Source organism: Geodermatophilus sp. SYSU D00766 (assembly GCF_054049915.1).
Window position 1 is genome coordinate 127,149 of sequence record NZ_JBJGYI010000007.1, and the last position, 13,941, is coordinate 141,089.

Genomic DNA, 13,941 nt, shown 5'->3' on the forward strand with positions numbered 1-13,941 from the left:
GTCCGGCGGCCGGGTGACGTGCTGGAACGGGCCCCGGGAAGGGGGCCCTCCTCAGGCGGTGCGGCGGGGGAGCCGGCCCAGCAACGCCCGGGCCGCGGCGCCCAGCCCCTCGACCAGCGAGGCCGGCCACAGCCGCGCCAGCAGCCGGGTGCGGGCGGGGACGGCCGCGACCAGCCCCTGCCGCGCCGTCCGCAGCGCGGCTGCCGCGGCCGGGTCGCCGGAGCCGGCGCCGGGAGGGCCGTAGCGGGCGGCCTCCTCCGCGCGGGCCAGCCGCTCGACCGCGTCCGCCGCGCCCTGCGTGCCCACCCGGGAGGACCCGCCGCTCCCGGGCCCGAGCGTGCGGGCCAGGGCCGCCGCCTGCCGGCGCGGGGTCAGGGCGGGGTCCCAGGGCAGGCCGAGGTCGCGGGCGGTCGCGGCGAGCTCGTCCCACAGCGCGCCCGGGCTGCCGTCGGCCACCCGGCGGCGGCGCTGCAGCGCCCGCGCGCCGGCCGGGGCGCCCACGAGCGCGGCCAGGCCGAGCAGCACGCCGGCGCCGACGAGCACCGGCCGCGCCGACGACGTCTGCCCGGCGGACGCCGACCCCTGCTGCGCGCCGTCGTCGAGCCGGTCCTGCCGCGGCGCGGGGGTGGGCTGGACCGGGGTCGGCGCGGTCGGGACGTCGGTCGGCCGCTCGAGGACCTCCTGGTCGGCCGGGCGCGGCGCCCACGGCAGGTCGACGGCGCGGTCGCTGTCGATCGGCGTCGGGTCGAACGGGATCCAGCCGAGGTCGTCGAAGTAGACCTCCACCCAGGCGTGCGCGTCGTCGCTGGTGACCAGCCGGCTCCCGCCGGGCTGCAGCCGGCCGGGGGTGTAGCCCAGCGCCACCCGCGCGGGGATGCCGGCGGCGCGGACCATGGCCGCCATCGCCCCGGCGTACTGCTCGCAGTAGCCCTGCTTGAACCGGAGGAAGCGGGCGAGGTCGTCGCCGGTGGTGCCCGGCGCGGTCGCCAGGCTGTAGACGAAGCCGTTCGCCCGGGAGAAGTGGTCGTGGATGGCGCGGACCGCCTCGTACGGGGTCGCCGCGCCGGCGGTCAGCCGGGCCACCAGGTCGGTGACCTCGGGGTCCAGCGGCGGCAGCGCGGTGTCGCGCTCGAGCACCGGGTTGCCGGGGGCCAGCGGCCCGGCCTCGAGCAGCTCCTGCTCGCTGGGCTGGGCCTGCACCGCGCCGACCCGGTAGCTGGTGCCCGCGGTGGTCACGTCGCGGCCGAAGACGGTGCCGGTGGCGGGGTCGAACCGCCAGGCGTCGGGGTCGGCGATCTGCACCCGCAGCGGGGAGGGGAGCACCGGCAGGAACCGGTCGTCGTGCCCGACGGCGGTGACGGTCGCCTCGACCCGCCGTCCGTCGCGCCGGCCGGGCAGCGGCGCGAGGTCCTGCGACTGCGCCACCGAGCTCTCGCCGTCGAGGTTGCCGAGGGTCCAGCCCTGCTCGGCGTCGTAGACGTCGAGGGTCACCACGCGCAGGTAGCCGGGGTCGGGGACGGAGGCGTCGACGCGCAGCAGGTCGATCGGCTCGGGCAGGGTCAGCTGCCCCTGCAGCGCCGCGGCCGGGTCGAGGGCGGTACCGGTGGCCCCGCCCCCTCCGCCGGGACCGAAGCCGGCGGCCAGCCGGCCCTCCGGGAGGGTGGGCACGAGGCTGCCGACGACGAGGGCGGCCGCCAGCGCGGCCAGCGCGGTGCCGGCGGCCGCCGCCGCGCCCGCGCCGGAGCCGCGGCCGGCCCGGCGGGCGCGGCGGGTCAGCCGCCGCGCCTGGTCCGACCACAGCAGCAGCGCGAGCCCGGCCGCCGGGGCGGCCAGCGCGACCAGCCCGACGCCGCCGGTGACCGTGCTGACCGGCACGCAGAAGAGGACCAGCAGGCCGAGCCCCGCCAGCGCCGGCTGCCGCCCGCCGACGGCGATCAGGTCGACGGTGACCGCGACCATCCCGACCAGCAGCACGGTCAGCGCGAGCAGGCCGGTCAGCGGCAGCGCCGGCGTCGCCTGCTCGCGCAGCTCCGCCGACCCGTCGGTGAGGACCGCGGCGAGGTCGCCGAGGCTGCGGGGGGTGGGCAGCCACCCGGCGAGGGCGCGGTCGGGGGCGAACAGCGCCGTCATGAGGGAGGTGAGGGCGGCGAGCTGGGCCAGCGGGACCAGGGGCACGCCGGCGGCCGCGACGCGGGCGGGTGCCGGCCGGCCGCCCGACGCCCACTCCCACAGCGCCGGACCGGCGGCGCGCAGCGCGAGCCCGGTGAGCGCGACCACGACGATCGCCGCCAGCGCCGGGGGCAGCCACGCCGGGCGGGTGAAGACCGGCACCAGCGCGCACGCGCCGAGCGCGGTCGCCACCGCGGCGGCCAGCGTGGTGGGGCCGTCGTGCTGCCCGGTCGCGGCCGGCCGCGCCGGGGCCGGGCGGGCGGCGGGAGCGGGCGGCCGGGGCGGCGGGAGCGGGGCCGACGGCGCCGGTGGCGGGGCGAGCGTCGTCATGCCGGCACCCCCGCGGGACGGGCGGCGGAACCGCGCTGCGCGGCGAGCTCGGCCCACACCGCCTCGACCGAGGAGCCGGCGCCGGCGACGGTGACCTGCCACCCCGCCCCGCGCAGCAGCGACGCGGACTCCTCGACCTGCGCGGCCAGGTGCGCGCGGGCGGTGGCCGACAGGCCCCGCCGGGTGCGGCCGCCGGCCTCGGCCCAGCTGGCCACGTCGAGGAGGACGGCGACGTCGTTGTGCGGGCCGGAGCGGGCGGCGAGCAGCTCGGCGAGGTCGTCGGGGGCGACGGCGCCGAGCACCGCGACCACCGGGGCGTCGCCGGCGACCCGGCGCAGCTGCTCGACGGCCGGCCGCAGCGAGGACCCGCGGGTGGGGGAGAGCACGGCCAGCCGGTCGAGCAGCTCGGTGGGGCCCAGCCCGCCCGAGCCCTCGACCGGGCGCAGCTCGCCCTCGGCGGTCACCACGCGCAGCGCCGAGCCGCGGCGGGCCAGCGCGCTGCCGATGCTGGCCGCGGCCTCGACCAGCCACTCGAGGCTGTCCGGCGGCGGCGCGGGGTCACCCGGCGGCCCGGGGACGACGATCGTGGCGGCCGGCCCCGGACCCGCGGCCCGGACGAGCAGGTGGGCGCGCACCCGGGTGTCGAGCAGCAGCGCGGCCTGCGCCCGCCACGGCCGCTCCTCCATCCGCACCATGAGCTCGCCGGTGCGCGCCGTCGCCCGCCAGTGCACCTTGCGCAGGTCGTCGCCGTGCCGGTACGCGCGGGTGCTGACGTCGTCCTCGCCGTGCACCGCGATGGAGCGGCGGGCGCCCTCGCCCCCGCCGCCGTGCCCGCCGGCCGGGCCGCCGGGCCCCAGCGGCCGCACCCGGGGGACGACGAGCAGCGGCGTGCCGTCGCTGCCGCTGGTGGTGCGCTGCACCAGGCCGAAGGGGTCGACCAGCCGCAGCTGCAGCGGGCCGAGGCGGAACCGGCCCCGGCGGCCGCCGTGCACCCGGTAGGGCAGCGCGGCGGCCCGCCCGCCGGGGAGCCGCTCGACGACGAAGCCGGGGGAGCGGCCCAGCTCGGCCGGCAGCTGCTCCGACAGCAGCCACAGCCGGCCGGTGCGCCGGTCGGCGTTGGTGACCTCGAGCAGCACGTCGGCGCTCTCCCCGCGGGGGACGCGCGCCGGGGTCACCGTGCGCCGGACGCCGACCCGGAACCGCTGGCGGGCGACGGCGACCGCCGACAGCAGCGGCAGCGCGAGCAGGAAGACGGCGATCTGCACCAGGGGCCGCTCGCCGAGCAGCGCGCCCAGCGCCAGCAGCGTGAGCCCCGCGGCGACCAGGCAGCGGCCGCGCAGCGTCAGTGACGTCAGCGCCGTCCGGAGCGGGCCGGCCACGGCTCAGCGCCCGCGGAGGACGGGCACGCTGCCCAGCAGCCCGTGCACCACCTGCTCGGGTGTGCGCCGGGCGGCGGCGGCGTCGGCGGTGAGCAGCAGGCGGTGGGCGAGCACCGGCAGCGCCATCTCCTGCACGTCGTCGGGCAGGACGTGGTCGCGGCCGGCCAGCGCCGCCGAGGCGCGGGCGGTGCGCAGCAGCTGCAGGCCCGCGCGGGGGGAGGCGCCCAGGCGCAGGTCGGGGGAGCGGCGGGTGGCCTCGACCAGCGCGACGACGTACCGGCGCAGCGCGTCGGAGACGTGCAGCGTGCCGACGGCGGCGACGAGGGCGCGCACCGTGCCGGCGTCGGCGACCGGGGCGAGCGTGGCCAGCGGGTCGCCGGTGCCGCGGTCGTCGAGCATCGCGACCTCGGCCTCGCGGTCGGGGTAGCCCATCGACACCCGCGCGGTGAACCGGTCGCGCTGGGCCTCGGGGAGGGGGTAGGTGCCCTCCATCTCCACCGGGTTCTGCGTGGCCATCACCAGGAACGGCCGGGCCAGCTCGTAGCTGACGCCGTCGACGGTGACCTGCCGCTCCTCCATGCACTCCAGCAGCGCCGACTGCGTCTTGGGCGAGGCCCGGTTGATCTCGTCGGCGACGACGACGTTGGCGAAGACCGCGCCCGGCCGGAACTCGAAGGCGCGGGTCTCCTGGTCGTAGATGGACACGCCGGTGACGTCGCTGGGCAGCAGGTCGGGCGTGAACTGGATGCGGCGGACGCTGGCGTCGATGGACGCGGCCAGCGCCTTGGCCAGCGTCGTCTTGCCGGTGCCGGGCACGTCCTCGACGAGCAGGTGGCCCTCGGCGAGGAGCACGACCAGGGCCAGGCGGACGACGTCGGGCTTGCCCTGGACGACCCGCGAGACGTTGGCCGCGATGCGCGCGCCCTCCGCGGCGACGTCGACCGGCGGCCCCGCCGTCCCGTCCGCCGCACGCATGGTGTCGGTCACCCGGCCCACGGTACGTGCCCACCGCCGTTCCGGAGCAGGTCCGCGCACCGCGGTCGGAGACCGTCCGCGGACCCCACCGGGACGGTCCGGAGGGGCTCCCGGGCCGGTCCCGCGGTGCTCGTGCGCCCCACCCGGCCCCACCCGCGCCCCCCTGCCGGCGGGGAGCCCGGGGAACCGGCGCTGACCTGCACGGGGAGCGGTGGGGAGAACCGGTCACGACATGGTGTCGAGTGGTGTTCGGTGGGGCGTAGTGGGTTAGTGTGTGGCGCGGTGGGGAGCCAGGGCCCGTCCCGGGTCCGCGGTGGACGCGAGGAGGGCGCATGGGGGAGGTGATCCGGTGTTCGTCGGCAGCTACTCGTTGCGGCTCGACGAGAAGGGCCGGCTCGCGCTCCCCGTGCGCTTCCGAGACCAGGTGGCCGACGGCATGGTGATCAAGAAGGGCCAGGAGCGCTGTGTCTACGGCCTCACGATGGCCCGCGTCGCCGAGCAGAGCCGCGCCGCCGCCAGCATGGCCCCCGCCGACACCGCCGAGGCCCGCATGCGCGCCCGCCTGAGCTTCGGCTCGATGGTCGAGGTCGAGCCGGACAAGGCCGGCCGCATCACCATCCCGGCGGCCCTGCGCCAGTACGCCGGCCTCGACCGCGACGTCGTGGTGGTCGGCGTCGACACCCGCTTCGAGATCTGGGACCAGGCCACGTGGGACTCCTACGAGGCCGAGCAGGAGGCGGCGTTCGCCGCCATGGAGAGCGAGGGGATGCCCACGCTGTCCTGACCCCGTCCAGCCGGTCGCCCCGGCCGCCGCGCACCCGACCGCGAGCCGACTTCCCCGCGGCTCGACCGGGTCCGGCCCGAACCGCCTTCCCCGCGGCTCGGTCCCCGCGCGGACCCCGGCGTCCCCACGCCACCGGCCTCGCCGGTGACCGGCACAGGCGGCCTCCGCCCCCCGCGGGCTCCTCCTGACGCACTTCCCCGGCGCCAGGCGGCCCCGCGGGGGGTGGCGGTCCCCACTCCCGCTCCACCCCGCCCCCCGGTCCCCACACCGCCCCACCCGCGCGTCTCGCCCGGGTGGCCTCCGGCCTGCCCGCACCCCGCCGCACGGCGCCCCTCGTGTCCCGCCCGTCCCGCGGCACGCCGCCGAGCTCCCCCAGCCGACCCGCTGCCCGCGCCACCATGGGCGCACCCGACCGGCGACGACACCGTCCCGCGCGGGAGCGCGACCCGAGGAGACCGACGATGAGCACGCCCGAGCCCACCCGGCCCGCGGTGCACGTGCCCGTCCTCCTCGACCGGGTCGCCGAGCTGCTCGGTCCCGCCTGCGCCCGCGACGGCGCCGTCCTCGTCGACGCCACGCTCGGCCTGGCCGGGCACGCGCTGGCCCTGCTCGGCGCCCACCCCGGCCTGCGGCTGGTCGGGCTCGACCGCGACCCGCACGCCCGCGCCGAGGCCGCCGCCCGCATCGCCGCCGCCGGCCACGCCGACCGCGCCACGCTGGTGCCGGCCGTCTTCGACGAGCTGCCCGACGTCCTCGACCGGCTCGGCCTGGGCGAGGTGCAGGCGGTGCTGTTCGACCTCGGCGTGTCCTCCCTGCAGCTCGACCGCGCCGACCGCGGCTTCAGCTACGCCGCCGACGGCCCCCTGGACATGCGGATGGACCCCGACGCCCCGCGGTCGGCCGCCGACGTCGTCAACACCTACTCCGCCGCCGAGCTGACCCGGGTGCTGCGGGTCTACGGCGAGGAGCGCTTCGCCGCCCGCATCGCCGGGGCGATCGTGCGCGAGCGCGCCCGCGAGCCGTTCAGCGGCACCGAGCGGCTGGCCCACCTGGTGCGCGAGTCGATCCCGGCGGCCACCCGGCGCACCGGCGGCCACCCCGCCAAGCGGACCTTCCAGGCGCTGCGGATCGAGGTCAACGACGAGCTGGGGGTGCTGCAGCGGGCGCTTCCGGCGGCGCTGGACGCGCTCGCGGTGGGCGGCCGCATCGTGGTCATCACCTTCCACTCGCTGGAGGACCGGATCGTCAAGCAGACCCTCGCCGCGGGCGCCGCCGACCGGACGCCGCCGGAGCTGCCGGTCCGGCTGCCCGAGTACGGCCCGGTGCTGCGGCTGCTCACCCGCGGCGGCGAGGCGCCCTCCGAGGAGGAGCTCGCCGCCAACCCGCGGGCGGCCTCGGCCCGCGTCCGGGCCGCCGAGCGCATCCGGCGGGCAGCGTGAGCGCCGCCGCCCGCGCGCCCCGCGACGGCGCCACCCGCACGACCCCGGAGGCGACCGCCCGGCGCACCACGCCGCCGACGCCGCACGTCGTCCCGTCCCGGCCGCTGCGCGCGCTGCCCTCCCGGCCGGTGCGGACCCTGCCCTCGCGGCCCGTGCGCGGCGTGCCGGTCCGGCCCGCGCGCGGCACGGGGCCGGCGCCGGTCGTGCCGTCGGCGGCCGAGGCGCGGCCGGCGACCGGCGTCGCCGGCCGGGCCCGCGCCGCGGCCGCCGGCCGCCGCGCGCCGTTCGTCCTGTTCGTCCTCGTGCTCCTGGTGGCCACCACGATCGGCCTGCTGGTCCTCAACACCGCCATCGCGGTCAACTCGCTCAAGGCGACCGAGCTGCGCGCCGCCAACGCCGAGAAGGCCGAGGAGGTCCAGCAGCTCGAGCAGCAGGTGGTCGCCGGCGGCGCCCCGGCCCAGCTCGCCGCCGCCGCGGCCGCCGCCGGGCTGGTCCCCGCCGGTGCCGCCGCGTACCTGGTCATCGGTCCCGACGGCAGCGCCACGCTGCGCGGCACGCCCGAGCCGGCGCCCGGCGCCGAGCCGCCGGCCGGGGCGGGTGGCTGACGTGGCGCCCCGCGACCTGCCCCGCGAGACCGGCCGGCCCGGCGACCCCGGGCGGCGCAGCCCCGGCCGCGGTGCCGCCGAGCGCCGCGTGCCGGAGCGCCGGGTGCCGGAGCGTCGCAGTCCCGAGCGTCGCAGTCCCGAACGACGCGGTGCCGAGCCCCGCGGCGCCGAGCACCGCGCCCCCGAGCGCCGGGGTGCCGTCCCCCGCGGTGCCGCTCTGCGCGGCGGGGGAGCGACCCGTGCCGGCGCGTTCGTCCCGCGGCGCGCCCAGGGGCGCCGGCACAGCGGCCGCCCGCTGACCGCCGCACCGTCGCGCCTGTGGTGGGGACTGGTGCTCGTCGTCGTCCCGCTGCTGGTGGTCACCGGCAAGCTGGTGTTCCTGCAGGGCGTCGACAGCGCCGACCTCGCCTACCGCGCCGAGCAGGACCGGCTCGCCGACGTCCCCCTCGCGGCGCTGCGCGGGGCCGTCCTCGACCGGGACGGCAACCCGCTCGCCTACACCGTCGACGCCTCGCGGGTCACCGCCGACCCCTCCCTCGTCGAGGACCCCGAGCGCACCGCGCTGGCGCTGACCGCGCTGCTCGACGTCCCGGTCGACGAGCTCACCGAGCAGCTCTCCTCCGACGGGCGCTACGTCAGCCTCGCCCGGCAGGTCCCGCCGGAGACCGTGGAGGCCATCGAGGAGCTCGGCCTGCCCGGGGTGTACTTCGAGGACGACCCGGTGCGGCTCTACCCGGCCGGCGCCGTCGGCGGGCAGGTGGTCGGCTGGACCGGCCGCGACGGGACCGGCCTCGGCGGGGTCGAGCTGCGCTTCGAGGACACCCTCGCCGGCACCGACGGCCGCCGCCGGGTCGAGGTCGGCAGCGGCGGCAACCCGATCCCGGCGGGCATCGACGAGTCGACGCCGGCCACCGACGGCAGCACCGTCGAGCTCACCCTCGACCAGGACGTGCAGTACGTCGTGGAGCAGCGGCTGGCGGCCGCCTGCGCCGACGGCGCGACCACCCGCGCCTCGGCCGTCGTGCTCGACGTGCACACCGGCGAGGTCGTCGCCATGGGGTCCTGCCCCGGCTACGACCCCGCGCAGGCCGGCCGCACCGACCCCGAGCTGCTCGGCAACCCCGTCGTCAGCGACGTCTTCGAGCCCGGCTCGGTCATGAAGGCGGTGACCATGGCCGCCGCGCTCGAGGAGGGCGTGACCACCCCCGACACCGTGCTCACCGTCGACGGCCACATCCGGGCCGGGGACACGGTGGTCACCGACGCCCACGACCACGAGCCGATCGACTGGACGGTGACCGGCATCCTCGCCAAGTCCAGCAACGTCGGCACGATCATGCTGGCCCGCGAGGTCGGCGACGCGACGCTGGAGCGGTACCTGCGCGCGTTCGGCGTCGGCGCGAAGACCGGCGTGGAGCTGCCTGGCGAGAGCGCCGGCATCCTGCAGGGCGCCGACGAGTGGGAGGACAGCCGCGCGGCCAACATCGCGATCGGGCAGGGCGTGTCGGTGACGACGCTGCAGATGGCCTCGGTCTACCAGGCCATCGCCAACGACGGCGTCCGCGTCGCCCCCCGCGTGGTCTCCTCGATCACCGCCCCCGACGGGACGACGACCACGCCGGACGCGCCCGAGCCGACCCGCGTCGTCAGCGAGGACACCGCGGCCGACCTCGCGCACATGCTCGAGGCCGTCGTCGGCCCCGGCGGCACCGCGCCGCTCGCACAGGTCGAGGGCTACCGGGTGGCCGGCAAGACCGGCACCGCCCAGCGCGCCAACCCCGAGTGCAACTGCTACGACGGCGGCGGCTACGTGACGACGTTCGTCGGGTTCGCGCCCGCCGACGACCCGCAGTACGTCGTCGCCGTCGACCTCGAGCGGCCCACCAGCTCCGCGGAGGGCGGGCAGGTCGCCGCCCCGGTGTTCGCCGACGTCATGCGGTACGTGCTCACCTCCTCCGGCGTGGTGCCCTCCGGCACGCCGCGCCCGGACTTCGCGTTCACCCGCGAGGACCAGGCCGAGGCCGCCGCCGGCCCTCCCGCCGGCGACTAGCCGGGCACTTCCGCGGAAGTGCCCGTGCCTCCGGCGTGCACTTCCGCGGACGTGCACGGCGTCGGACACCGCCGAGCCGCCGCGGGTGCGCGGGGCCGGGGCGGCGCGCCGGTAGATTGGCCCGACGTGAGCCCGACCGGACCCGGGTCGGCGCCCCGGCCCGCGGGGAACCGCCCGCTCGCCCTCAGCGCGCTGGCCGACCTCGTCGGCGACCCCGTGCAGGGCGACCCCGCCACCGCCGTCCGCGGCGTCACCCTCGCCTCCACCGAGGTGGCCCCCGGCGACCTCTACGCCGCCCTGCCCGGGGCCCGCACCCACGGCGCCCGCTACGCCGCCGACGCCGCCGCGCGCGGCGCGGTCGCCGTCCTCACCGACCCCGCCGGCCGCGAGCAGTCCGCCGCCACCGGCCTGCCGGTCTGCGTCGTCGACGACCCCCGCGCCCGCCTCGGCGACGTCGCCGCGCGCGTCTACGGCGAGCCCGCCCGCCGGCTTCCGGTCATCGGCATCACCGGCACCAACGGCAAGACGACGACGAGCTACCTGGTGGAGGCGGGGCTCGCCGCCGCGGGCCGCGGCACCGGGCTGATCGGCACCGTGCAGTCGCGCACCCGCGGCCGCGACGGCGGCGAGCGGGCCTTCCCCAGCGTCCGCACCACGCCCGAGGCGCCGGTGCTGCACGCGCTGCTGGCGACCATGGCCGAGTCCGGCGTCGACGCCGTCGTCATGGAGGTCTCCAGCCACGCCCTGGTGCAGGGCCGGGTCGGCGGGGTGCCCTTCGCCGCGGCCGGCTTCACCAACCTCAGCCAGGACCACCTCGACTTCCACGGCGACCTGGAGAGCTACTTCCAGGCCAAGGCGCTGCTCTTCGACGGCCGCGCGGCCACCGAGGTGGTCGTGGTCGACGACGACGCCGGCCGCCGCCTGGCCGGGATGCTGGGGGAGCGGGCGGTCACCGTCTCCGCCGACGGCGCCCCCGCCGCCTGGACCGCCACCGACGTCGCGACCGCGCCCGACGGCGGCTCCACCTTCACCCTCACCGGCCCCGGCGGCTCCTGGCCGGCGAGCGTGCGGCTGCCCGGCCGGTTCAACGTCACCAACGCCGTCCTCGCCGTCGCCCTGCTCGACGCCGTCGGCGTCCCGGTGCCGCAGGCGCTCGCGGGCGTGGCGGCCACCGTCGTCCCCGGCCGCATGGAGCCCGTCGACGCCGGCCAGCCGTTCACCGCCGTCGTCGACTACGCCCACACCCCCGACGCCGTGGCCACCGCGCTCGCCGCGCTGCGCGCCGCCACCCGGGGCAGGCTGATCACCGTGCTCGGCTGTGGCGGCGACCGCGACCAGGGCAAGCGCCCGGCGATGGGCGCGGCGGCGGCGCTGGGCAGCGACCTGGTCGTGGTCACCGACGACAACCCGCGCTCGGAGGACCCCGCCGCCATCCGCGCCGCCGTGCTGGCCGGGGTGCCGGCCGGGCGCCGCGCCGCCGTCGAGGAGGTCGGCGACCGGCGGGCGGCCATCGCCCACGCCGTCGCCCTGGCCCGTCCCGGGGACACGGTGCTGGTCGCCGGCAAGGGACACGAGTCGGGACAGGAGGTCGCCGGCACCGTGACGCCGTTCGACGACCGCGCCGTGCTGCGCGAGGTGCTCGCCGCCCGGCAGCCGGGAGCGTCGGCCCCCGCCGGGGCGGCCTCCCGGTGATCGCCCTCTCCCTCGCCGAGGTCGCGCGGGCCGTCGGCGCGGCCGTGCCGCCCGGCGCCGGTGACGTCACCGTCACCGGCGTGACGCTCGACTCCCGCAGCGTCGCCGCCGGCGACCTGTTCGTCGCCGTCGCCGGCGAGCGCGTCGACGGGCACGACTTCCTCGACGCCGCCGCGGCCGCCGGCGCCGTCGCCGCGCTGACCACCCGCCCCGGCGGCCCGCTGCCGGCCCTCGTCGTCGACGACACCGTGGTCGCGCTCGGCCGGCTCGCCGCGCTGGTGCACACCCGGCTCGCCGCCGGCGGCCTGCTGACCGTCGGCATCACCGGCTCCTCGGGCAAGACCTCCACCAAGGACCTGCTCGGCCAGGTGCTGGCCGCCGCCGGTCCCACCGTCAGCCCGCCCGGTTCCTACAACAACGACATCGGCATGCCCCTCACCGTGCTCTCGGCCGGCGAGGACACCCGCTACCTGGTGCTGGAGATGGGCGCCCGCGGGATCGGCCACATCGCGCGGCTGTGCACGCTCGCCCGGCCCGACGTCGGGGTGGTGCTCAACGTCGGCTCGGCCCACCTCGGCGAGTTCGGGTCCGCCGACGCCATCGCGGTGGCCAAGGGCGAGCTGGTGGAGGCGCTGCCGGAGACCGGCACCGCCGTCCTCAACGCCGACGACGCCCGCGTGCTCGGGATGGCGCCGCGCACCCGCGCCCGGGTGGTCACCACCGGGCGCGCCGGCGGCGCCGACGTCCGCGCCACCGACGTCGTCCTCGACGACACCGCCAGGGCCCGCTTCACCCTCGTCGCCGGCGGCGAGGCGCACCCGGTGGCGCTGCAGGTGGTCGGCGAGCACCAGGTGGCCAACGCGCTGTCGGCCGCGGCCGCCGCGCTCGCCGCCGGGATGACCCCCGCCGCCGTCGCCACCGCGCTGTCGCAGGCGCAGCCGCGCAGCCGCTGGCGCATGGAGGTCACCCGCCGCGCCGACGGCGTGACCGTGGTCAACGACGCCTACAACGCCAACCCCGAGTCGATGCGCGCGGCGCTGGCCGCCCTCGCCGGGCTGCCGGCCGGCCGGCGGGTCGCCGTCCTCGGCGGGATGGCCGAGCTCGGCGACGACGCCGTCGCCGAGCACGAGCGGCTCGGCCGCGACGCGGTCGCCGCGGGCGTCGACCTGCTGGTCGCCGTCGGACCCGGTGCGGTAGGGATGGTGACGGGTGCCACGGCCGCCGGTGCCCGCGCGGCGGAGGGCAGCGGGACCGGTGCCGGGACGCGCGCCGTGTCCGTGCCCGACCGGGCGGCCGCCCTCGACCTGCTCTCGGAGGTGCTCGTGCCCGGTGACGTCGTGCTGGTGAAGGCCAGCCGGTCCAACGGGCTCGAGGTCCTGGCCGAGGGCCTGCTGAGCGCCGGGGCAGGCGCGTGAAGTCCGTCCTCATCGCCGCGGCGTTCGGGCTGGTCGTCTCCATCCTCGCCACGCCGCTGGCCGTGCGCGCCTTCCGGCGGCGCGGCTTCGGGCAGGAGATCCGCGACGACGGCCCCGAGTCGCACCTGTCGAAGAAGGGCACGCCCACCATGGGCGGCACCGTCATCGTCGGGGCCACCGTCGGCGGCTACCTGATCGCCCACCTCTTCCTCATCGGCCAGCCCGGCCGCGGGGTCACCGCCACCGGCCTGCTGCTGCTGTTCCTCATGGTGGGGCTCGGCACCGTCGGCTTCCTCGACGACTACCTCAAGATCCGCCACCGGCGCAGCCTGGGTCTCAACAAGACCGCCAAGCTGGTCGGGCAGCTCGTCGTGGGGCTCACCTTCGCCGTCCTGGCGCTGAACTTCCCCGACGAGGCCGGGGTGACGCCGGCGTCGGAGTTCGTCTCCTACGTCCGCGACATCGAGCCGCTGTACGTCAGCGCCCTCGGCTTCGTGGTGCTGGCCTACCTGTTCATCGCCGGGTTCTCCAACGCGGTCAACCTCACCGACGGCCTCGACGGGCTGGCGGCCGGGTGCTCGGCCATGGTGTTCGGCGCCTACGTCGTCATGAGCTTCTGGCAGTTCACCCACGACTGCGCCACCGCCGCCGTCGACGGCTGCTACCAGGTGCGCGACCCGCTCGACGTCACGCTGGTGGCCGCCGCGGCGCTGGGCGCCTGCCTGGGCTTCCTGTGGTGGAACACCAGCCCGGCGCGGATCTTCATGGGCGACACCGGCTCGCTGGCCCTCGGCGGGCTCATGTCCGGCATCGCCATCGTCACCCGCACCGAGCTGCTGCTCATCGTCCTCGGCGGGCTGTTCGTCGCGGTGACGCTGTCGGTGGTCATCCAGGTCGCCTTCTTCCGCGCCACCCGCCGGCGGGTGTTCCGGATGGCCCCGCTGCACCACCACTTCGAGCTCGCCGGGTGGGCGGAGAACACCGTCATCGTGCGGTTCTGGCTGGTCACCGGGATGGCCGTGGCCTTCGGCCTGGGGCTGTTCTACGCCGACTGGCTGTCGCTCACCGGGCTGTGATGGAGGACCCCCTCGCCCCCGGCACCT

At 78.3% G+C, this 13,941-nt stretch carries 10 protein-coding genes; 7 read left to right on the forward strand and 3 right to left on the reverse strand.

Features of this window, described 5'->3' with window-relative positions:
* Positions 1 to 51 precede the first annotated feature (51 nt).
* The 3 genes from ACI8AD_RS08650 to ACI8AD_RS08660 are packed head-to-tail and all read right to left on the reverse strand — an operon-like array spanning position 52 to position 4,865.
* A complete protein-coding gene (locus ACI8AD_RS08650) occupies positions 52 to 2,499 on the reverse strand; it encodes a transglutaminase family protein (RefSeq protein ID WP_456870120.1) in 2,448 nt (815 codons plus the stop codon).
* Entirely contained in the window at positions 2,496 to 3,878 is a 1,383-nt protein-coding gene (locus tag ACI8AD_RS08655) for a DUF58 domain-containing protein (RefSeq protein WP_456870121.1), read from the reverse strand. Before ACI8AD_RS08655 ends, ACI8AD_RS08650 begins: the two co-directional genes overlap by 4 nt.
* Before the next feature lie 3 nt (positions 3,879 to 3,881).
* On the reverse strand, positions 3,882 to 4,865 hold the full coding sequence (locus ACI8AD_RS08660; protein ID WP_456870122.1) for an AAA family ATPase: 984 nt from the start codon (positions 4,863 to 4,865) through the stop codon (positions 3,882 to 3,884).
* Positions 4,866 to 5,202: 337 nt separating this feature from the next.
* Here ACI8AD_RS08660 and mraZ point away from each other — a divergent pair, with 337 nt between their 5' ends.
* The 7 genes from mraZ (at position 5,203) to mraY (ending at position 13,914) form a co-directional block, all read left to right on the forward strand.
* On the forward strand, positions 5,203 to 5,637 hold the full coding sequence (mraZ, locus tag ACI8AD_RS08665) for a division/cell wall cluster transcriptional repressor MraZ (RefSeq protein ID WP_456870123.1): 435 nt from the start codon (positions 5,203 to 5,205) through the stop codon (positions 5,635 to 5,637).
* A 461-nt stretch (positions 5,638 to 6,098) separates the two neighbouring features.
* Positions 6,099 to 7,076 (forward strand): 16S rRNA (cytosine(1402)-N(4))-methyltransferase RsmH, encoded by a 978-nt coding sequence (gene rsmH, locus ACI8AD_RS08670; RefSeq protein ID WP_456870124.1) that lies wholly within the window; start codon positions 6,099 to 6,101, stop codon positions 7,074 to 7,076.
* Positions 7,073 to 7,681: a hypothetical protein gene (locus tag ACI8AD_RS08675; RefSeq protein ID WP_456870125.1), complete on the forward strand. Its 609-nt coding sequence runs from the start codon at positions 7,073 to 7,075 to the stop codon at positions 7,679 to 7,681. The genes rsmH and ACI8AD_RS08675 overlap by 4 nt, the downstream gene beginning before the upstream one ends.
* A gap of 1 nt (position 7,682) precedes the next feature.
* A complete protein-coding gene (locus tag ACI8AD_RS08680) occupies positions 7,683 to 9,731 on the forward strand; it encodes a peptidoglycan D,D-transpeptidase FtsI family protein (RefSeq protein ID WP_456870126.1) in 2,049 nt (682 codons plus the stop codon).
* 126 nt (positions 9,732 to 9,857) lie between these two features.
* Complete coding sequence (locus ACI8AD_RS08685; RefSeq protein ID WP_456870127.1) at positions 9,858 to 11,423, forward strand: UDP-N-acetylmuramoyl-L-alanyl-D-glutamate--2,6-diaminopimelate ligase; 1,566 nt, start codon at positions 9,858 to 9,860, stop codon at positions 11,421 to 11,423.
* Complete coding sequence (locus tag ACI8AD_RS08690) at positions 11,420 to 12,838, forward strand: UDP-N-acetylmuramoyl-tripeptide--D-alanyl-D-alanine ligase (RefSeq protein WP_456870128.1); 1,419 nt, start codon at positions 11,420 to 11,422, stop codon at positions 12,836 to 12,838. The genes ACI8AD_RS08685 and ACI8AD_RS08690 overlap by 4 nt, the downstream gene beginning before the upstream one ends.
* The gene (gene mraY, locus ACI8AD_RS08695) at positions 12,835 to 13,914 is read left to right on the forward strand and encodes a phospho-N-acetylmuramoyl-pentapeptide-transferase (protein ID WP_456870129.1); all 1,080 of its coding nucleotides are present in this window, start codon (positions 12,835 to 12,837) and stop codon (positions 13,912 to 13,914) included. The genes ACI8AD_RS08690 and mraY overlap by 4 nt, the downstream gene beginning before the upstream one ends.
* Positions 13,915 to 13,941: the final 27 nt, after the last annotated feature.